The organism is Streptomyces sp. NBC_00045, assembly GCF_045041095.1.
Taxonomy (GTDB): Bacteria; Actinomycetota; Actinomycetes; order Streptomycetales; family Streptomycetaceae; genus Streptomyces.
Genome location: NZ_CP108271.1, coordinates 5,822,564 through 5,841,109, shown reverse-complemented (window position 1 = coordinate 5,841,109; position 18,546 = coordinate 5,822,564). Strand labels below are relative to the sequence as shown.

Sequence of the window (18,546 nt, the reverse complement as noted above, 5' to 3'; positions counted from 1 at the left end):
GATCCCGGCACTGCCTGCTCGGGGGTTCAAGCAGTGCCGGGTCCGTTTGATCAGCCTAGATGAACTTTACGAAACGTGGCAATACGGACACTTCGGACTTGACTCCGCACATCTGTACCCCACGGGTTCACCCGTCCCCATGGGGACGGACCGGGCCTTACGGGGCGACGCGGCCGTTCGCGTTGTACGCGGCGTACGTCAGCGGCATGAGCGCGGCCCAGTGCTGCTCCATCTTCTCGCCGACCATCTCGATCTCCCGCTGCGGGAAGGACGGCGTGGTCGCGAGCTCGTGCTGCGTGCGCAGGCCGAGGAAGTGCATGAGCGAGCGCGCGTTGCAGGTCGCGTACATCGAGGAGAAAAGTCCGACCGGCAGGACCGAACGGGCAACCTCGCGGGCCACGCCCGCCGCCAGCATCTCCTGGTAGGCCTCGTACGCCTGACGGTACGAGTCCTCCATGACCCGGCCCGTCAGCTCCTGCTGGGCCGCGGTGCCCTCGACGAAGACGTACTTGCCCGGGCGGCCCTCCTGGACGAGCTTGCGCTCGGCGTCCGGGACGTAGAAGACCGGTTCGAGCTCCCTGTAGCGGCCCGACTCCTCGTTGTACGACCAGCCGACGCGGTGCCGCATGAACTCGCGGAAGACGAAGATCGGGGCGCTGATGAAGAACGTCATCGAGTTGTGCTCGAACGGGCTGCCGTGGCGGTCCCGCATCAGGTAGTTGATGAGGCCCTTGGAGCGCTCGGGGTCCTTCTGGAGCTCTTCGAGCGACTGCTCGCCGGCCGTGGAGACACGGGCGGCCCACAGCACGTCGGAGTCGGCGGCGGAGTGCTTCACCAGCTCCACCGTGACATCACTGCGGAAGCTGGGTTTCAGGTCTGAAGCGGCGGTCTCGCTCACCGGGGGTCCTTCCGAACGTCTCACATGGGGCGCGCCCACTCTACGGCGCGCCCCAGTGCTCGCCGTGCACGGGCAACGGGCTCCGGGAGGCGACCGGGCCACCCTTTCAGCTGACACCCAGCCATAAAATTTGGTTAATGTCCCGAATTCAGGCACGGATTGGGCGGCCCGTACGTCTTCACGGGTACACGCCAAGCGCACCCGTTCCCGCCGCCCCATGGGCCTGACCGTGAGGAGAGTCGCTCCATGTTCCTCCCCCAGCTACCGCTGGGCGGTACCCCCAGCGAACCCGTCCCGTTCGCCTTCGTCGCCGAGGCCGACCGTTTCCGCAGTAACGTCACCCCGCCGCCACGCGAGCGTCTGAGCACGCCCCAGTTGGCCGCCCGTAGTCTGGTCGGGCTGACCGTGGTGGCAGGGCTCGTCGGCTCCCTTCTCTTCGGCATGCCATCACTCCAGCCCCACCAGCCCGCCAAGTCGCAGCAGTCGGAGGCCTCCCAAGGGCGGTAGCCTCACGGGCAAGCCCAACCGAACGTGCATGTGAGTGAGGTACAGCCGTGCCCCTGCCCTTCTTGACGGCCGACCGCGCGTTCGACGCGCACGAAGACAGTGCCGGCGACGACGTACTCGCCCACGAGGACCCCGACCGCTGGCGGCGGCCGTACCGGCCGGGGCCGTGGCGGGTGGCCGGCGCGGCCCTGCTGCTCCTGCTGGCCGCGTTCATGCTGCTGGCCACGATGATCATCGCGTTCGCGGGTGCCTGGACCGGCGCCGGTTTCTGCCTGGCCGCCGCACTCGGCGTGATCGGGTCGGCGGTACGGATCCTCATGGCGGGCGTCTGGGTGAGCCCCGCGGGACTTCGCAGGGTGGGCTTCTTCCGGACCCGCTCGGTCAACTGGAACGAGATCACCGAGGTCCGTACCGTCCAGCAGCCGGTGCGCTGGCTGGGGCTGCCGCGGACCGTGCAGGGGCAGGCCCTGACGGCGGCCGGGCGCGACGGCGCGGAGCTGCCGGTGCTGCTGACCGACCACAGCGCCGATTTCCTGTCGCGGACCGAGGCGTTCGACCGGGCCGCCGACATGGTCGAGGCCTGGGCCGACGAGTACCGGGCCGTGCCCGCCTGACCCGCACGCGCGCAATACCGGGAAGCCCGTACAGGATCCGTTCCTGTACGGGCTTCCGCCGCTCACGCGCCCGCGACGGGCGCCCCGACTAGCCGCGCGGTCCGCCGTGCAGGGCGATGGCCCGCTGCATGGCCTTGCGGGCCCGCGGGGTGTCGCGGGCGTCGTGGTAGGCGACGGCGAGGCGGAACCAGCTGCGCCAGTCCCCCGGCGCGTCCTCCGTCTCGGCCTTGCGGCGTGCGAAGACCTCGTCGGCGGAATCCCGCAGGATCCGGCCGTACTCGTCCCGCTCCAGCTCGTCGACGGGCAGTCCGCCCTCGGCCTCCAGCTCGGTCGCGAGCTGGTTCGCCTTCGTCACGAACTGCGTGTTCTTCCAGAGGAACCAGACGCCGATGACCGGCAGGATCAGCACGGCCACACCGAAGGTCACGGTCAGCGCGGTGCCCTGCTGGATCAGCATCACCCCCCGGCTGCCGACCAGGACGAAGTAGACGACCAGGACTGCGGCCGTGAGGAAGTAAGTGATCTTCGCGCGCATGGGTACTACTGCCTGCTCATCAGCCGAGTTCGAGGAAGTTTTCCAGGCCGAACGTGAGGCCCGGGTGCTGCACGACGCGGCGCGCACCGAGCAGGATGCCCGGCATGAAGCTGCTGTGGTGCAGGGAGTCGTGACGGATCGTCAGGGTCTCGCCCTCGCCGCCGAGGAGCACCTCCTGGTGGGCCAGCAGACCGCGCAGGCGGATCGCGTGCACCGGGACGCCGTCGACGTCCGCGCCGCGCGCGCCGTCCAGGGCGGTGGCGGTGGCGTCGGGCTGCGCGCCGAGGCCGGCCTCGGCGCGGGCGGCCGCGATCAGCTGCGCGGTGCGGGTCGCCGTGCCGGAGGGGGCGTCGACCTTGTTCGGGTGGTGCAGCTCGACGACCTCGACGGATTCGAAGTAGCGGGCGGCCTGGGCGGCGAACTTCATGGTGAGGACGGCGCCGATGGAGAAGTTCGGGGCGATGAGCACACCGGTCTGCGGGGAGCCGGCGAGCCAGGTGTCCAGCTGGGCGAGGCGTTCCTCGGTCCAGCCGGTGGTGCCGACCACGGCGTGGATCCCGTGGCCGACGAGGAAGTCCAGGTTCCCCATGACCGACGCGGGGGTGGTCAGCTCGACGGCGACCTGCGCGCCCGCCTCGACCACCGTCTCCATCTTGTCGCCGCGGCCGAGGGCGGCCACCAGCTCCATGTCCTCGGCGGCCTCGACGGCCTTGACCGCTTCGGAGCCGATGCGGCCCTGGGCGCCGAGAACCGCTACCCGCAGCTTGCTGCTCATGCTTCTTCGCTTCCTGTCGTACGGGCCGGGCACCGGCCGGCGGCGGCCGGTGCCCGGCCTCGGGGTGTCAGGGTCTCAGGCCACCGCTTCGTCGAGGCGGGCGGCCTGCTTCTCCTTCAGCGGACCGATCACCGCGAGCGACGGCCTCTGGGCCAGTACGTCCCGCGCGACCGAGCGGACGTCGTCCGGGGTCACGGCGGCGATCCGGGCCAGCATGTCGTCGACGGACATCTGGTCGCCCCAGCAGAGCTCGCTCTTGCCGATGCGGTTCATGATCGCGCCGGTGTCCTCCAGGCCGAGGACGGTGGAGCCGGACAGCTGGCCGATGGCCCGCTTGATCTCCTCGTCCGTGAGCCCCTCGGAGACGACCTTGTCGAGTTCGCCGCGGCAGATCCGGAGCACGTCGTGGACCTGGCTCGGGCGGCAGCCCGCGTACACGCCGAAGAGCCCGGTGTCGGCGAAGCCCGAGGTGTACGAGTACACGCTGTAGGCCAGGCCGCGCTTTTCCCGGACCTCCTGGAAGAGGCGGGAGGACATGCCGCCGCCGAGGGCGGTGTTCAGCACGCCGAGCGCCCAGCGGCGCTCGTCGGTGCGGGCGAGGCCGGGCATGCCGAGGACCACGTGGGCCTGCTCGGTCTTGCGGCCCACTAGGTCGACGCGGCCGGAGGTGCGGATGCGCTTGGCTCCGGAGCGCGGGCCGATCGGCTCGGCGTCGGTGTGGGTGAGGGCCCCGGCCTTCTCGAAGGCGGCACGGACCTGGCGGACGACCTTGTTGTGGTCGACGTTGCCGGCCGCGGCGACCACCAGGTGGCGGGGGTCGTAGTGCTTCTTGTAGAAGCGGCGGATCCGGTCGGCGCCGAGGGCGTTGATCGTGTCGACGGTGCCCAGGACGGGACGGCCCAGCGGGGTGTCGCCGTACATCGTGTGCGCGAACAGGTCGTGCACGCAGTCGCCCGGGTCGTCCTCGGTCATCGCGATCTCTTCGAGGATGACGCCGCGCTCGGCGTCGACGTCCTCCTCGCGGATCAGCGAGCCGGTGAGCATGTCGCAGACGACGTCGATGGCCAGCGGCAGGTCGGTGTCGAGCACCCGGGCGTAGTAGCAGGTGTACTCCTTCGCCGTGAAGGCGTTCATCTCGCCGCCGACCGCGTCGATCGCGGAGGAGATGTCGAGGGCGCTGCGCTTGTGCGTGCCCTTGAAGAGGAGGTGCTCCAGGTAGTGCGTGGCACCGTTGAGCGTGGGCGTCTCGTCCCGGGAGCCCACGTGCGCCCAGATGCCGAAGGTGGCGGAGCGGACCGAGGGCAGCGTCTCGGTGACGATGCGCAGTCCGCCGGGGAGGACGGTGCGCCGGACGGTGCCGATGCCGTTCTCCCCCTTGAGGAGGGTTTGGGTACGGGCGACGGCCCGCCCCTCCGAAGAGGGGCGGGCCGTCACACGGGAACTACGCGACGTCACTTGTCGGAGTCGTCCTTGTCAGCGTCGTCACCGGCGGCCTCGCCGTCGATCACGGGGACCAGCGAGAGCTTGCCGCGCTGGTCGATCTCGGCGATCTCGACCTGGACCTTGGTGCCGACCGCGAGCACGTCCTCGACGTTCTCCACGCGCTTGCCACCGGCGAGCTTGCGGATCTGCGAGATGTGCAGCAGGCCGTCCTTGCCCGGCATGAGGGAGACGAAGGCACCGAAGGTGGTGGTCTTGACGACCGTACCCAGGTAGCGCTCGCCGACCTCCGGCATGGTCGGGTTGGCGATCGCGTTGATCGTGGCGCGGGCGGCCTCGGCGGCCGGGCCGTCGGAGGCACCGATGTAGATGGTGCCGTCGTCCTCGATCGTGATCTCGGCGCCGGTGTCCTCCTGGATCTGGTTGATCATCTTGCCCTTGGGGCCGATGACCTCACCGATCTTGTCCACCGGGATCTTGACGGTGATGATCCGCGGGGCGAACGGGGACATGGCGTCCGGCGTGTCGATCGCTTCCATCATCACGTCGAGGATGTGGAGGCGGGCGTCGCGGGCCTGCTTGAGGGCCGCGGCCAGGACGGAGGCCGGGATGCCGTCCAGCTTGGTGTCCAGCTGGAGGGCGGTCACGAACTCCTTGGTGCCGGCGACCTTGAAGTCCATGTCGCCGAAGGCGTCCTCCGCACCGAGGATGTCGGTGAGGGCGACGTAGTGCGTCTTGCCGTCGATCTCCTGGGAGATCAGGCCCATGGCGATACCGGCGACGGGGGCCTTCAGCGGCACACCGGCGTTCAGCAGCGACATGGTGGAGGCGCAGACCGAGCCCATGGACGTCGAACCGTTGGAGCCGAGGGCCTCGGACACCTGACGGATCGCGTACGGGAACTCCTCGCGGGTCGGGAGGACCGGCACGATCGCGCGCTCGGCGAGCGCGCCGTGGCCGATCTCGCGGCGCTTGGGCGAGCCCACGCGGCCGGTCTCACCGACGGAGTACGGCGGGAAGTTGTAGTTGTGCATGTAGCGCTTGCGGGTCACCGGGGAAAGGGTGTCCAGCTGCTGCTCCATGCGGAGCATGTTGAGGGTGGTGACGCCCAGGATCTGGGTCTCGCCACGCTCGAACAGCGCCGAGCCGTGCACGCGCGGGATGGCCTCGACCTCGGCGGCGAGGGTACGGATGTCCGTGATCCCGCGGCCGTCGATGCGGACCTTGTCCTTGATGACGCGCTCGCGCACCAGGGCCTTGGTCAGGCTGCGGTAGGCGGCGGAGATCTCCTTCTCGCGGCCCTCGAAGGCCGGGAGGAGCTTCTCGGCGGCGATCTCCTTGACGCGGTCCAGCTCGGCCTCGCGGTCCTGCTTGCCCGCGATGGTCAGCGCCTGGGAGAGCTCGCCCTTGACGGCGGCCGCGAGGGCCTCGTACACGTCGTCCTGGTAGTCCAGGAAGACCGGGAACTCGCCCTCGGGCTTGGCGGCCTTGGCGGCCAGGTCCGACTGGGCCTTGCAGAGGGCCTTGATGAAGGGCTTCGAGGCGTCGAGGCCGGCAGCCACGATCTCCTCGGTCGGCGCCTCGGCGCCGTCCTTGACCAGGGCGATGGTCTTGTCGGTGGCCTCGGCCTCGACCATCATGATCGCGACGTCGCCGTCCTCCAGGACGCGGCCCGCGACGACCATGTCGAAGACTGCGTCCTCAAGCTCGGTGTGCGTCGGGAAGGCCACCCACTGGCCGCGGATCAGCGCGACGCGGACGCCGCCGATCGGGCCGGAGAAGGGCAGGCCGGCCAGCTGGGTGGACGCGGACGCGGCGTTGATCGCGATGACGTCGTACAGGTGGTCCGGGTTCAGCGCCATGATGGTGGCGACGACCTGGATCTCGTTGCGCAGGCCCTTCTTGAAGGACGGGCGCAGCGGGCGGTCGATCAGGCGGCAGGTGAGGATCGCGTCCTCGGAGGGCCGGCCCTCGCGGCGGAAGAAGGAGCCGGGGATCTTGCCGGCCGCGTACTGCCGCTCCTCGACGTCCACCGTCAGGGGGAAGAAGTCGAGCTGGTCCTTGGGCTTCTTCGACGCGGTGGTGGCGGAAAGCACCATCGTGTCGTCGTCCAGGTAGGCAACGGCGGAGCCGGCGGCCTGGCGGGCCAGACGGCCCGTCTCGAAGCGGATGGTGCGGGTGCCGAAGGAACCGTTGTCAATGACGGCCTCGGCGTAGTGGGTCTCGTTCTCCACTAGCGTTTTCTCCATTTTCGTCGTCTCCGTCCGCTGCCCGTGTGGCTGCGGACGGTTGCGGAGAAGCGCTCCTTGCGTGCGGGCCGGTCTTCGATCGAAGTACCCGGTTCGGGGCCCCTGGGGCCTTCCGGGTACCACTACCGAGGACCGGCGGCGTAGGGAGGGCGCTCCTCCTCTTCAGTTGTGCACGTGCATCCAGACTACAAAGCGTCCGGTACGTCCCGCACGTAGAGCGACAGCACGTACAGCAAAGGGAGCGGCCCCCTCAGTGTGGGAACCGCTCCCTTCACAGCGTCTTTACTTGACGCCGGCCGCACCGCGGCGGATGCCGAGGCGCTCGACCAGCGCACGGAAGCGCTGGATGTCCTTCTTGGCCAGGTACTGCAGCAGGCGGCGACGCTGGCCGACCAGGATCAGCAGACCACGACGGGAGTGGTGGTCGTGCTTGTGGGTCTTGAGGTGCTCGGTCAGGTCCGAGATGCGCTTGGACAGCATGGCGACCTGGACCTCGGGGGAGCCGGTGTCGCCCTCCTTGGCACCAAACTCGGCGATGATCTGCTTCTTCGTAGCGGCGTCGAGCGACACGCGTACTCCTCGTATATGTCTTCGTGGCCACCGAGTGCCCCAGGTCGAATTCTCTGGGGATCTTCCGTAACTCGGGAGGCGGGGTCCGCTGAGCGCAGCCTCCAGAAGGTTTCCGGGGGCGCGTACACAAACGGCCGTCACACAGCGTACCAGGCTGCCGCGCGGCCCCTGTCTCAGCTGGTGAGAGCGCGGGCCCGGGCGTACACGTCCAGCACGGCGAGTGCCAACGGGACGAGACTGAGCAGTACTGCCGCCTCGGTGAGGTCGAGCAGCCGTCCCCAGAAGGGTGACAGGCCCTTGCGGGGGATGACAAGCGCAATTCCCGCGAGGAGGGCCGCGCCGGCGGCGACGGCGGCGGAGAGCCAGATCGTACGGAGGTCCAGGCCGCCGCGGTCGTGGTACTGGACGAGCTCCCGGACCAGGTCGACCGGCGGGTGCAGGGCCAGGCCCAGGATCAGCAGGGCGATGGCGGCCAGGCCGGCGACCAGGGTGCACACGACCTGGGAGGTGTAGCGGAAGAGCCGGGCGCGCAGCAGCATGGCCAGCCCGGTGGCGAGGGCCAGCAGTCGGCCCCAGGTGTTGTCGGAGAAGCCGAGGACGGCGGCGGAGCCGACGGCGACCGCGGCGCAGCCGCCCACCAGGCCGAGCAGCATCTCGTGGCCGCGGCGGGCCTGGGCCGCGATGGCCTCGGCGTCGAGCGGGGTGCCCGCCTCGTGCTGCTCGGGGGTCGACGGGTCGCCGTACGGCTCGGTCTCGTAGCGGTCCGGGGTCCCTGCGTAGTCGATGTACTCATCGGTGGCGCTCTGCGGGGCGGCGTAGCCGATGGGCAGCCGGGCGAAGCGGGCGGAGAGGCCGGGCAGGAAGGCGACGAGTCCGATGGCGACGGGGGCGCAGACGGCGGCGGTCGCGGTGGCGGAGGCCTCGGTGACGATGGCGACGAAGGTGGCCAGGGTGCCGGTGGTGGCGAGGAAGGTGGCCGCGACGAAGGGGGCGTCCCCGTTGGGGGTGAGCGCGACCAGGGCGACGGAGGCGACCAGGACGCAGACGCAGCCGAGCAGGAACTGCAGCCGGCCGGGTCCCTCGCCGGCGGCCGCGGCGATGATGCCGGAGCCGGCGATCAGCAGGTGCGGGAGGGCGCCGAGGCCGAGGGCGACGGCGGAGCCGCGGTCGCGGTAGACCCGGGCGCGCACTCCGGCGGCGGCGGTCAGGAGCACGCCCGTGGCGCCGGCGATGATGCCGGGCAGTCCGTGCATGTCGTGGCGGACCGGGTCGGCGTACCAGAGGACGAAGCCGAGCAGGACGAGCAGCAGGGCGGCGCCGGCCAGGCCCGCGCCGCGCAGCATGTCGTCGCTCCAGCGGTGGCGGTCGCGGACGACGGCCGAGGCGACGGCGTCGGAGACGTCGTCGAAGACGGCGGGCGGCAGCGACTCTGCGAACGGGCGAAGGCTGAGCACCTCGCCGTCGAGGACCTGCTGGGCGGCGAGGGTGCGGGCGCCGTCGAGGACCGTTCCGTCGCGGCGGACCAGGTGGAAGCCGGTGGGGGCGCCGACGGGCTGGGTCTGCCCGGTGAGGCGCAGGAGTTCGGGGTAGACGTCAGCGACGGCGATGTCCTCGGGGAGGGCGACGTCGATGCGGCTGTCGGGAGCCACGACGGTGACCCTGCAGAAACCCGTCGCTGCGGCCGTACTCACCTGTGTGACCCCCCTGGTTGGCGAAGCGGGTGCATGGGCCGTCGCCTTGGATTCGCGGATGCGCATACTGCGCGGGCCACCCTACCGGGAGTATGCATGACTGTCGGCAAGTAGGATCACCGTCGCGCAGGGGAGACCCCCTTCGCGCCCGGGACTTGGGGGCGCCGGTTGCGACGTCCCGTCCGTTTTCGAGGGATTGATGCTCCGGTGAGTCAGATCGTCGTCAAACGCCCGCCGCGGTCCTTGCCGCCCGAAGTCCCTTCGGACGAGCTGAGGCTGGAGGCTCCGCCGGAGCTCCCGCGGGGGCAGCAGGAGGGCATGCTGATGCAGCTCCTGCCGATGCTCGGCATGGGCTCGTCGGTCGTCTTCTTCTTCATGCCGGGTGCGGCGCCCTTCATGCGCATCATGGGTGTGCTGATGCTGGTGTCCACGGTGGGCATGGTCCTGGCCCAGCTGGTGCGCCACCGGCGCGGTACGCAGGGGCAAATGGCCGACGTGCGCCGGGACTATCTGAAATATCTGGCGCAGACCCGCCGTCAGGTCCGCAGGACGGCGCGGGCGCAGCGCGACGCGCAGCTGTATCTGCACCCGGCTCCCGAGCAGTTGTGGTCGGTGGTGGCCGAGGGTTCGCGGCTGTGGGAGCGGCGCGTCGGCGACGAGGACTTCGGGCAGGCCCGGCTCGGGCTGGGCGCGCAGCGCCTGTCGACTCCGCTGGTGGCGCCGGACACGGCGCCGGTGGACGAGTTGGAGCCGCTGACCGCCGGTGCGATGCAGCGTTTCCTGAAGGTGCACTCCTCGCTGGACGGGCTGCCGGTGGCGGTGTCGTTGCGGGCGTTCTACCACGTGGCGGTGTCCGGGGAGCCGGAGTCGGCGCGCGGGGCGGCGCGGGCTCTGGTGGCGCAGCTGGCGACGCTGCACTCCCCGGAGGACCTGGTGGTGGCCGTGGTGGCCGCGCCGGGCGCGGTGCCCTCGTGGGACTGGACGAAGTGGCTGCCGCACACGCAGGTGCCGGGGCAGGTCGACGGGGCCGGTACGAAGCGGCTGTTCAGCGATGACCTGACCGAGCTGGAGGGGCTGCTGGCTCCCCGGTTGGAGGGGCGGCCGCGGTTCAGCCGGGACGTGTCCCCGGTGCTGGACCAGCCGCACCTGGTCGTCGTGCTGGACGCCAACTCCCGCGGCGGCCTCGTGCCGCCGGACTCGGCGTTCGCGGCGGCCGAGGGGCTGCAGGGCGTGACCATCGTCGAGGTGGTCGCGGGCGAGCTGGACGAGCCGCGCGGCGGGCTGTCGGTCGTGGTGCGGCCGGGCCGGCTGCGGCTGGAGTCGGGCGGGGGGATCGCGTGGGAGGGCGTGCCGGACACGCTGTCGCTGCCCGCGGCGGAGGCGCTCGCGCGACAGCTGGCGCCGCTGCGCACGGGTGGCGGCGACGACGACGAACCGCTGCTGGCCAACCTGGACTTCACGGATCTGCTGAACCTGGGCGACGCGGCCTCGATCGACGTGGCCCGGACCTGGCGACCGCGCTCCGCCGGTGAGCGGCTGCGCGTGCCGATCGGTGTGGGCGAGGACGGCACGCCGGTCATGCTGGACCTGAAGGAGGCGGCGCAGGAGGGCATGGGCCCGCACGGCCTGTGCGTGGGTGCGACCGGTTCCGGCAAGTCGGAGCTGCTGCGCACGCTGGTGCTGGGCCTGGCGGTCACGCACACCTCGGAGACGCTGAACTTCGTCCTCGCGGACTTCAAGGGTGGTGCGACCTTCACGGGCATGGGGCAGATGCCGCACGTGGCCGCGGTCATCACCAACCTGGCGGACGACCTCACCCTCGTCGACCGCATGGGCGACTCGATCCGCGGCGAGCTCCAGCGCCGCCAGGAGCTGCTGCGCTCGGCGGGCAACTACGCGAACATCCACGACTACGAGAAGGCGCGCGCGGCGGGTGCCCCGCTGGAGCCGCTGGCTTCGCTGGTGCTGGTCATCGACGAGTTCAGCGAGCTGCTCACCGCGAAGCCCGACTTCATCGACATGTTCATCCAGATCGGCCGCATCGGCCGTTCGCTGGGCGTGCACCTGCTGCTGGCCTCGCAGCGCCTGGAGGAGGGCAAGCTGCGCGGGCTGGACACGTACCTGTCGTACCGGATCGGTCTGCGGACCTTCTCGGCGGCGGAGTCGCGCACGGCGATCGGCGTGCCGGACGCGTACCACCTGCCGTCGGTGCCGGGTTCGGGCTACCTGAAGTTCGGTACGGACGAGATGACGCGCTTCAAGGCGGCGTACGTCTCGGGCACCTACCGTTCGAGCGGGCCTGACCTGTCGGTCGGCCTGTTCCCGGTGGAGCGGCGGCCCGCGCTGTTCACGGCGGTGCCGGTGCCGGTCGTGTACGCGGCGCCGGACCCGGCGTACCTGGCGGCGCAGGCGGAGAAGGAGGACGACGCCCTCGCGGACACGGTGCTGGACGTGATCGTGGGCCGGCTGGAGGGCCAGGGGGTGCCGGCGCACCAGGTGTGGCTGCCGCCGCTCGACCAGGCCCCGCCGCTGGACCAGTTGCTGCCCGCGTTGGCGCCGTCGACGGAGCGGGGTCTGCACGCGGAGGGGTACACGCGGCCCGGCGGGCTCGTCGTGCCGCTCGGCCTGATCGACAAGCCGTTCGAGCAGCGGCGCGAGGTGCTGTACCGGGACTTCTCGGGTGCGGCGGGCCACATGATGGTCGTCGGCGGTCCGCAGTCGGGCAAGTCGACGCTGATGCGGACGCTGATCTCCTCGTTCGCGCTGACGCACACCCCGCGCGAGGTGCAGTTCTACGGGCTGGACTTCGGTGGCGGCAGCATGTCGTCGATCGCCGAGCTGCCGCACGTCGGCGGGATCGCCTCGCGCCTGGACCCGGAACGGGTGCGGCGTACGGTCGCCGAGGTGGGCGGCATCCTCAACCGCCGCGAGGAGTTCTTCCGCGCGAACAACATCGACTCGATCGGCACCTACCGGCGGCGGCGGGCGGCGGGCGACCTGCCCGGCGAGGCGTGGGGCGACGTGTTCCTCGTCATCGACGGCTGGGGCGGCTTCCGGACCGAGTACGAGGGCCTTGAGCCGGTGGTCACGGACATCGCCTCGCGCGGTCTGGGCTACGGCATCCACGTGGTGATCACGGCGGCGCGGTACATGGAGGTACGGGCCGCGCTCAAGGACCAGATGCTGAACCGGCTGGAGCTGCGGCTCGGCGACGTCATGGACTCCGAGTTCGACCGCAAGGTCGCGGCGAACGTGCCGACCGGGATGCCGGGCCGCGGCCAGGTGGCGGAGAAGCTGCACTTCCTGGGCGCGCTGCCGCGGATCGACGGAGCGCACGACCCGGAGGACCTGTCGGAGGCCACGGCCGCCTTCGTGTCGGCGGTCAAGCAGAACTGGGCGGGGGCCGCGGCTCCCGGCGTACGGCTGCTGCCGCGGCTGCTGCACGCCGACCAGCTGCCCCGGGGCGGGGACCAGCCCGGCCGCGGGCTGGCCATAGGCATCGACGAGACGGACCTGGAGCCCGTGTTCGTCGACTTCGAGAGCGACCCGTTCTTCCTCGTGTTCGGCGAGAGCGAGTCCGGCAAGACGAACCTGCTGCGGCTGATCTGCCAGCAGATCGCGGAGCGGTACACCCCGGACCAGGCCCGCCTCGTCGTCGGCGACTACCGGCGCAGCCTGCTCGGGGCACTGCCGGAGGAGCACCTGCTGGAGTACGCGCCGATGGCGAGCTCCCTGCAAACGCACATGGAAGCGCTGGGCGGCGTGTTCTCGCGGCGGCAGCCGCCGACCGACGTCACCCCGCAGCAGCTGCGCGACCGCAGCTGGTGGACCGGCCCGGACGTGTTCATCATCATCGACGACTACGACCTGGTGGCCACGAGCCAGGGCAATCCCCTGGCCCCGCTGGTGGAGTTCCTGCCGTTCGCCCGTGACACGGGTGTGCGCTTCATCATCGCGCGCAACTCGGCCGGTGCCTCGCGCTCGCTGTACGAGCCGTTCATGCAGCGCTTCAAGGAGCTCGGCGCGCAGGGCGTGGTCCTGTCGGGCGATCCGTCCGAGGGTGACCTGATCGGCAACGTCCGACCCCGGCCGATGCCGCCGGGCCGGGCGTACTTCTCCTCGCGCAAGCGGGGCACGTCCCTCGTGCAGCTGGGACGGATGCCGGGGATGTAGGAGACGGACACGAGGAGGCGGGGCCGGGCGACCGGCCCCGCACCCGTATCGTGGCCCGATCACCCCATGATCCTTCGAAAGAGGCTGAACGCATCGTGATACGTCGTCGGAGAGAGCGCGGCCGCCGGTCCGCGGCAGCCGTGGCCGTGGTGGCCGCCGCGTTCCTGCTGAGCGGCTGCACGGGCGGCGACGCCCTGAGCGTGGACGAGTTGCGGGAGATCGCCGACGCGGTCGACCCCGAGGGCGGCATCGACTGCCCCCTGCCCTACGACTTCGCCGAAGCGGCCGAAGCCGCCGGGGTCACCGGGGACGCGGGCCCGGGGTACGCCACCGCCGACCTGGCCGCCATCTCCGGGGAGACCGACGGGGGATCCGACCCGAACGGGCCCTTCGCCCGCAATCCCGGAGGGGTGGTGAGCTGCGTCTTCCACATCGGCCGGGAGGACCTGGAGGTGCACACCGTCGCGACGCGCAGGCCGCGGGCGCTGTCCGTGCTGCTCCCCGTGGTCTCGAAGGCGGCCGGTGTGGGGCCCGACGGGCTGATCCCGTTCAGTGAGGCGGCGGCCGCGGCGGAGGCGGGTACGCCCGTCCTGGTCACGAGCGGCAACGTGGCGGCCGTACGGCTCGAACTCGATGGCAACGGGGACGCTTCGCTGCTGCTGACCGCCGGGGACGCGGGGCACAGCGGGCTCAGCCGGGGCCAGGTCGAGGGCCTCGCCCGGGCCCTCGCCGGCCAGGTACCGGGGTGATCGAGGGGAAACACTCCCCCGCCCCCGCACGCAGCACCGATAATCGGCAGCGAAGACCGCGGGAGCACCGCACCGCCGAGGGAAAGGCCGCACATGGGCACCCAGCAGGAGAAGGACGAGCTGTACGCGCTCGACATCAGCGGCGTGGAGTGGGAGGGCCCGCCCGGGACCAGCCCCGACGAGGAGCGGGTCGAGATCGCGCGGCTGCCCGAGGGCGCGGTGGCCATGCGGTCCTCGCTCGACCGGGACACCGTCCTGCGCTACACGGCGGCCGAGTGGGAGGCGTTCGTACTCGGCGCCAGGGACGGGGAGTTCGACCTGGACCGCGGCCCGCGCTGAAGCCCGTACGCCGGGGCCGGGATACGGCGACGGGGCGCGCCCGGTGCGGGCGCGCCCCGTATCCGCATGCGGCTGCGGCCGACCGGGGTCAGTAGGCCTCGGTGAACAGGCGCGAGGCCTTCACGTCGGTGGCGCGGTAGTCGCCCTTGCCGCGCTCGATCAGCTGGGCGACCTGCTCCAGCTGATTGTGCATGTGGTCGGCCTTGCCCTTGTACTTGCCCTGGAGCGTGACGTACGCCTGGTGCGCCTCACCGTCCCAGGTGTCCGTGACGACCTTCAGGGCCTGGTCCATCTCCTCCAGGTCCGTCATGATCTTCTTCGAGACGACGCGGATGCGGTTCGCCATCTCCTGGACGCTCTCATACCGGACCTTGGTGTGGCCGTCGGAACCAGCCATGTTCTTCTCCTTCGCGCTGAGCTGAGCTAAGTGGGGAACGACGCAAAAAAGGCAGGTCAGATGCCGTTGAGGCCGGAGCCGCCCTGGCCCGCGCCGGCCTGCACCGTCTTGAACGCCGCACGCACGTCGTCGTCCTGCGCGTTGCTGAGGTTCTTGGTCTGCGCGACCGCGTTGTGCAGAACGCCGAGCAGACGACGGATCTCGTCGTGGTCCTCGTTGACGACCGTCTGGGCGGAAACGAAGCCCGAGGCACCCACACCGGTCCAGCCGGCGCTCACCGTGGCGAGGATGTCAGCCAGCTCGCGGGACTGGGTGGTGACGGCACGGGCCGTCGTCTCGATCTTGTTCTTCGCCTGGACGATCGGATCGTCTGCGAGTCCGAAATTGCTCATCCGAAGCTCCTCACTTCTCAATTCGCCGGCAGAACCGGCGGATTGCGCAGCGGAAGGGAGGTTCCCGGCGCGGATGTGAGTCACGCGTCCCGGAATTCCCCCTCCGCCTCACGCGATCCCCCGATCACAGTCGTGAAGCCTGGTGTCACTCTAGCCAGTTCATCTGACGGTCCCAACATCGGCAGGCCGTTTCCGTTGATGAACTGTGACGGTTCACTGCAAACGGCCGCGGCGCTTGCGGGCGTCGCGCACCACCGTCGCCGCGCCCGTGATGACCGCGATCAGCACGCCCGCGATGCCGAGGGCGTACGTTCCGAACCGCTCCTCGCGCTCCTGCACGGTCTCCGTCATCCGCAGCGCCGCCGCCTCGGGGGCGGCCGCCGGGGGCGGTCCGGGGTCCGGGACGGGGGCCTTGGGACGCTCGTGGTCCTGGGTGACCGCCCGCACCGGGTCGACGACACCCCATCCGACGTAGTCGTCACGGCCGTTGACCGAGCGCTCGGCGGTCCCCTCGATCTGCCAGATGATCTCTTGCGGGGTCCAGTCCTCGTGCTTCGCGCGCAGCAGGGCGGCGACCCCGGCGACGTAAGGCGCGGAGAAACTGGTGCCGTTGTCGATGCACTGGCCGAAGCCGGGGACGGTGGAGACCATGTCCACGCCGGGCGCGGCCACTGCGATGAAGTCGCCGGGCTGGGAGAAGGCGGCCCGCTCGTTGTTGCGGTCCGAGGCCGCCACGGCGAGGACGCCGGGGAAGGCCGCCGGGTAGGTCTTGCGCTTCTCGCCGCTCATGCCGTCGTTGCCCGCCGAGGCCACGACCACGACCTTCGCGTCGACGGCCCGCTGGACGGCCTTGCCGAGGTCGGAGTCGGCGGTCAGGGGAACGTCGGTGTCCTGGGAGATGTTGATGACCTGGGCGCCCTTGGCCACTGCCTGGTCGATCGCCTGGCCCAGCGACTGGGCGTTGCCCTTGCCCTGCCCGTCGTTCTGCCGGATCGGGATGATGGTGGCGTCCGGGGCCAGACCGACGAAGCCGGTGCCGTCCTGCGGCCGGGCTGCGATCAGACCGGCCACCTTCGTGCCGTGGCCGACCGTGTCGATGGTGCCGTCCCCGCCCTTGGGGTCGATGAAGTCCTTGCCCGCACCGACGTCGATGGCACCGCTGAGCTGCGGGTTCGCACGGTCGACGCCGGTATCGATGACCGCGACACGGACGGGCTTGCCGCTCTTGTCCTTGCCCTTGGTCTGCGCCCAGAGCGCGTCGAGCAGCAGCCGCTGAAGGGCCCAGGGGCGGTCGGCGATCTGCTTCTTCATGGGGAAGGTGCACTCGCCGGCGCCCGCGAGGTCCAGGGCCGGTGCACGGACGGGCTCCGGGTGCGGTGCGGCTGCGGCCGCGGCGGTCGTACCGGACAGGGCGGTGACGGCGAGCACGGCGCTGACGAGTGCGCTGCGCGCGTACGAGGGCATGGGCATCGGCGGCGTCCTCACGAACCTTGGGGCTGGCGTGCGGAGTTGGTGTCCAGGCGCGGCCCCTTCGAGAGGAACTCGGACCACGCGATGGGCACCATGGCCGGTGTCACGGTCCCGTAGCCGAGCCGGATCTGTGCCTGGCTGGCCTCGGGACGGCCGTCCGCGGCGCCCTGGCCGTTCGGCTGGTCGGGGGCGCCGATCTTCGACTTCTCGGCGTCACTGTCCCCGTTGGCCTGCACCGCGTACCGCAGACCGGTGTCGGTGACCAGGAAGAGGGCTCCGCCCGCCGTCGTCTGCCTGCCCTGGACCTGCGTGTACAGGAGCCCCGAGCCCGGCGTGACGTACGCGCTGGTGCCGCTGGCGGTGATGTCGATGGGGAAACCGGTTCCGGCCCAGGTGCTCAGCGTCTGGTTGCCCTGTCCGTCGACCGAGCGCAACACGTTGCAGACGGTGTCGCGGGCGGCGGCGCCCTGGGGAGCGGCCCCCGGTGCGGCAGTGCCCTGCGCGGGGTCCGCGGCACCGGTCTGGTTGATGCGGTCGGACTTCTTCTGCGGCCACTTGGCCTCGCCCTTGAACGCCGTGGCGTCCGGGTTCAGCGACTGGAGGTCGACCTCGCGGGGCTTGCCGTGCATGTTGAGGCCGTCGGTCGCGGGCGCCGAGATCAGCAGCCACGCGGCGAAGTCGGAGACCGGGGCGACCTTCCCGGGCAGGACGACGTAGTGCTGCGCACCGGAGCCGGTCTGCGCCTTCAGCACCATGCCGACCTTGTTGTCGGCGGTGGTCAGGCCTTGGACGTCGGCCTTCGTGCCGGCCGCGGCGGGCAGCTGCGGAAAGGCCAGGTCGTCCCCGGAGTTGAGGGTGTCCAGCCACGCCTGGGTGACCTGCTGCGGGGTGGCGCCGGTGCTGCCGACCAGCGCGTTGGTCATCTTCCCGGCGTCCGCGCCGCCTTCGGGGAACTTGTACTTCGTCCCCGTGGCGTCGATCAGGTAGCGCTCCTTGGCCCCGCCCGTGCTCTGCACGTACAGCATCTGGCTGTCGGTGACCTTGCGGGCGTCGTCCATCAGCCCCGCCTCGCGGTCGGCGAGGACGAACGTCGCGGTCTGAACGGTCTTGCCGTTGCCGCCCGGTGCCTGGCAGACGGCCCAGCGCTTGGCCTTGCCCGCGTCCTGCGGGGCCGGCAGCCGGTCGGGGGCGTACGGGATGCCGATGATGGGCCCGCGCGGCGGCTTGCCCGCGTCCAGGATCTTGTCGTCGATCTGGATGACCTTGAACTTCTGCGGATCCAGGAGCAGCCGGGCGGAAGCGAGGTTGAGGACGGGGTGCAGCCGGGTCTGGTCCTTGCCGTTCACCTTGGTCGTCAGCACCACGTAGCGGGTCGTCGACTGCTTGCCGACGATGACCTTGGTACCGGCCTCGTCCCAACCCTTGGGCGCCTGCGGCTTGAACATCCCCCAGGCACCGAACCCGGCCAGTACGAGCGCCCCCGCCACCAGACCCGGCAGGACCGCGCGCAGCGGACGCGGCGCGCCCTCTTCGGATCCCGTGGCGGAAGGCTGGAGGAACGCGGCCACCGTGCGCCGCTTCGCAAAGGTGTACGCGTTGAGTTCATCACGTCGTGATGCCATGACCGTCTGCTTCTCCCCGCACGGCCCGGTCGGTGAGTACGGTCCCCCGAGCCTCGATTGTCGGACTGCAGACCTACTATGCCTCTTGACGGAGGGTGCCCACGGGCCGGGTAGGGTGAGGCTGC

Annotated in this window: 16 protein-coding genes; 5 read left to right on the top strand and 11 right to left on the bottom strand. The window is 70.8% G+C overall.

All coding sequences use genetic code 11. The features are described from left to right. Positions 1–157: 157 nt before the first annotated feature. Entirely contained in the window at positions 158–898 is a 741-nt protein-coding gene (gene thyX / locus OHA65_RS27515) for an FAD-dependent thymidylate synthase (protein ID WP_054220976.1), read from the bottom strand. Positions 899–1,144: 246 nt separating this feature from the next. Between thyX and OHA65_RS27510 the strand changes: the two genes are divergently transcribed. Next, the gene (locus OHA65_RS27510) at positions 1,145–1,405 is read left to right on the top strand and encodes a hypothetical protein (protein WP_327278860.1); all 261 of its coding nucleotides are present in this window, start codon (positions 1,145–1,147) and stop codon (positions 1,403–1,405) included. A 47-nt stretch (positions 1,406–1,452) separates the two neighbouring features. Beyond that, on the top strand, positions 1,453–2,019 hold the full coding sequence (locus tag OHA65_RS27505; RefSeq protein WP_327278859.1) for a PH domain-containing protein: 567 nt from the start codon (positions 1,453–1,455) through the stop codon (positions 2,017–2,019). Between the two features lie 88 nt (positions 2,020–2,107). Here the strand turns inward: OHA65_RS27505 and OHA65_RS27500 are convergent, their stop codons facing one another. The 6 genes from OHA65_RS27500 to eccD all read right to left on the bottom strand — a co-directional run bounded on the left by OHA65_RS27500 (position 2,108) and on the right by eccD (position 9,279). Next, on the bottom strand, positions 2,108–2,554 hold the full coding sequence (locus tag OHA65_RS27500; RefSeq protein ID WP_327278858.1) for a hypothetical protein: 447 nt from the start codon (positions 2,552–2,554) through the stop codon (positions 2,108–2,110). Between the two features lie 19 nt (positions 2,555–2,573). Then, positions 2,574–3,329 (bottom strand): 4-hydroxy-tetrahydrodipicolinate reductase, encoded by a 756-nt coding sequence (gene dapB, locus OHA65_RS27495; protein ID WP_327278857.1) that lies wholly within the window; start codon positions 3,327–3,329, stop codon positions 2,574–2,576. A 75-nt stretch (positions 3,330–3,404) separates the two neighbouring features. After that, complete coding sequence (locus tag OHA65_RS27490) at positions 3,405–4,784, bottom strand: pitrilysin family protein (RefSeq protein WP_327278856.1); 1,380 nt, start codon at positions 4,782–4,784, stop codon at positions 3,405–3,407. Then, a complete protein-coding gene (locus OHA65_RS27485; protein WP_327285809.1) occupies positions 4,781–7,003 on the bottom strand; it encodes a polyribonucleotide nucleotidyltransferase in 2,223 nt (740 codons plus the stop codon). Before OHA65_RS27485 ends, OHA65_RS27490 begins: the two co-directional genes overlap by 4 nt. Before the next feature lie 297 nt (positions 7,004–7,300). Continuing rightward, positions 7,301–7,588, bottom strand: coding sequence for a 30S ribosomal protein S15 (gene rpsO, locus OHA65_RS27480; protein WP_030859744.1), 288 nt, complete (start codon positions 7,586–7,588; stop codon positions 7,301–7,303). A gap of 173 nt (positions 7,589–7,761) precedes the next feature. Continuing rightward, positions 7,762–9,279: a type VII secretion integral membrane protein EccD gene (gene eccD / locus OHA65_RS27475; RefSeq protein WP_329314672.1), complete on the bottom strand. Its 1,518-nt coding sequence runs from the start codon at positions 9,277–9,279 to the stop codon at positions 7,762–7,764. 207 nt (positions 9,280–9,486) lie between these two features. Between eccD and eccCa the strand changes: the two genes are divergently transcribed. The 3 genes from eccCa to OHA65_RS27460 all read left to right on the top strand — a co-directional run bounded on the left by eccCa (position 9,487) and on the right by OHA65_RS27460 (position 14,540). Next, entirely contained in the window at positions 9,487–13,452 is a 3,966-nt protein-coding gene (gene eccCa / locus OHA65_RS27470; RefSeq protein ID WP_327278854.1) for a type VII secretion protein EccCa, read from the top strand. Between the two features lie 95 nt (positions 13,453–13,547). Next, positions 13,548–14,201, top strand: coding sequence for a hypothetical protein (locus tag OHA65_RS27465; protein ID WP_327278853.1), 654 nt, complete (start codon positions 13,548–13,550; stop codon positions 14,199–14,201). Between the two features lie 93 nt (positions 14,202–14,294). Next, positions 14,295–14,540 (top strand): DUF397 domain-containing protein, encoded by a 246-nt coding sequence (locus OHA65_RS27460; protein WP_030303613.1) that lies wholly within the window; start codon positions 14,295–14,297, stop codon positions 14,538–14,540. 88 nt (positions 14,541–14,628) lie between these two features. Here OHA65_RS27460 and OHA65_RS27455 read toward each other — a convergent pair whose 3' ends face one another. The 4 genes from OHA65_RS27455 to eccB form a co-directional block, all read right to left on the bottom strand. Beyond that, positions 14,629–14,937 carry a WXG100 family type VII secretion target gene (locus OHA65_RS27455; protein ID WP_327278852.1) on the bottom strand — a complete coding sequence of 103 codons (309 nt, stop codon included), beginning with the start codon at positions 14,935–14,937 and terminating at the stop codon, positions 14,629–14,631. Positions 14,938–14,993: 56 nt separating this feature from the next. After that, the gene (locus OHA65_RS27450; RefSeq protein ID WP_030859748.1) at positions 14,994–15,329 is read right to left on the bottom strand and encodes a WXG100 family type VII secretion target; all 336 of its coding nucleotides are present in this window, start codon (positions 15,327–15,329) and stop codon (positions 14,994–14,996) included. 213 nt (positions 15,330–15,542) lie between these two features. Then, on the bottom strand, positions 15,543–16,793 hold the full coding sequence (gene mycP, locus OHA65_RS27445; protein WP_329316430.1) for a type VII secretion-associated serine protease mycosin: 1,251 nt from the start codon (positions 16,791–16,793) through the stop codon (positions 15,543–15,545). 17 nt (positions 16,794–16,810) lie between these two features. After that, a complete protein-coding gene (gene eccB / locus OHA65_RS27440) occupies positions 16,811–18,421 on the bottom strand; it encodes a type VII secretion protein EccB (protein WP_328763907.1) in 1,611 nt (536 codons plus the stop codon). Positions 18,422–18,546 lie beyond the last annotated feature (125 nt).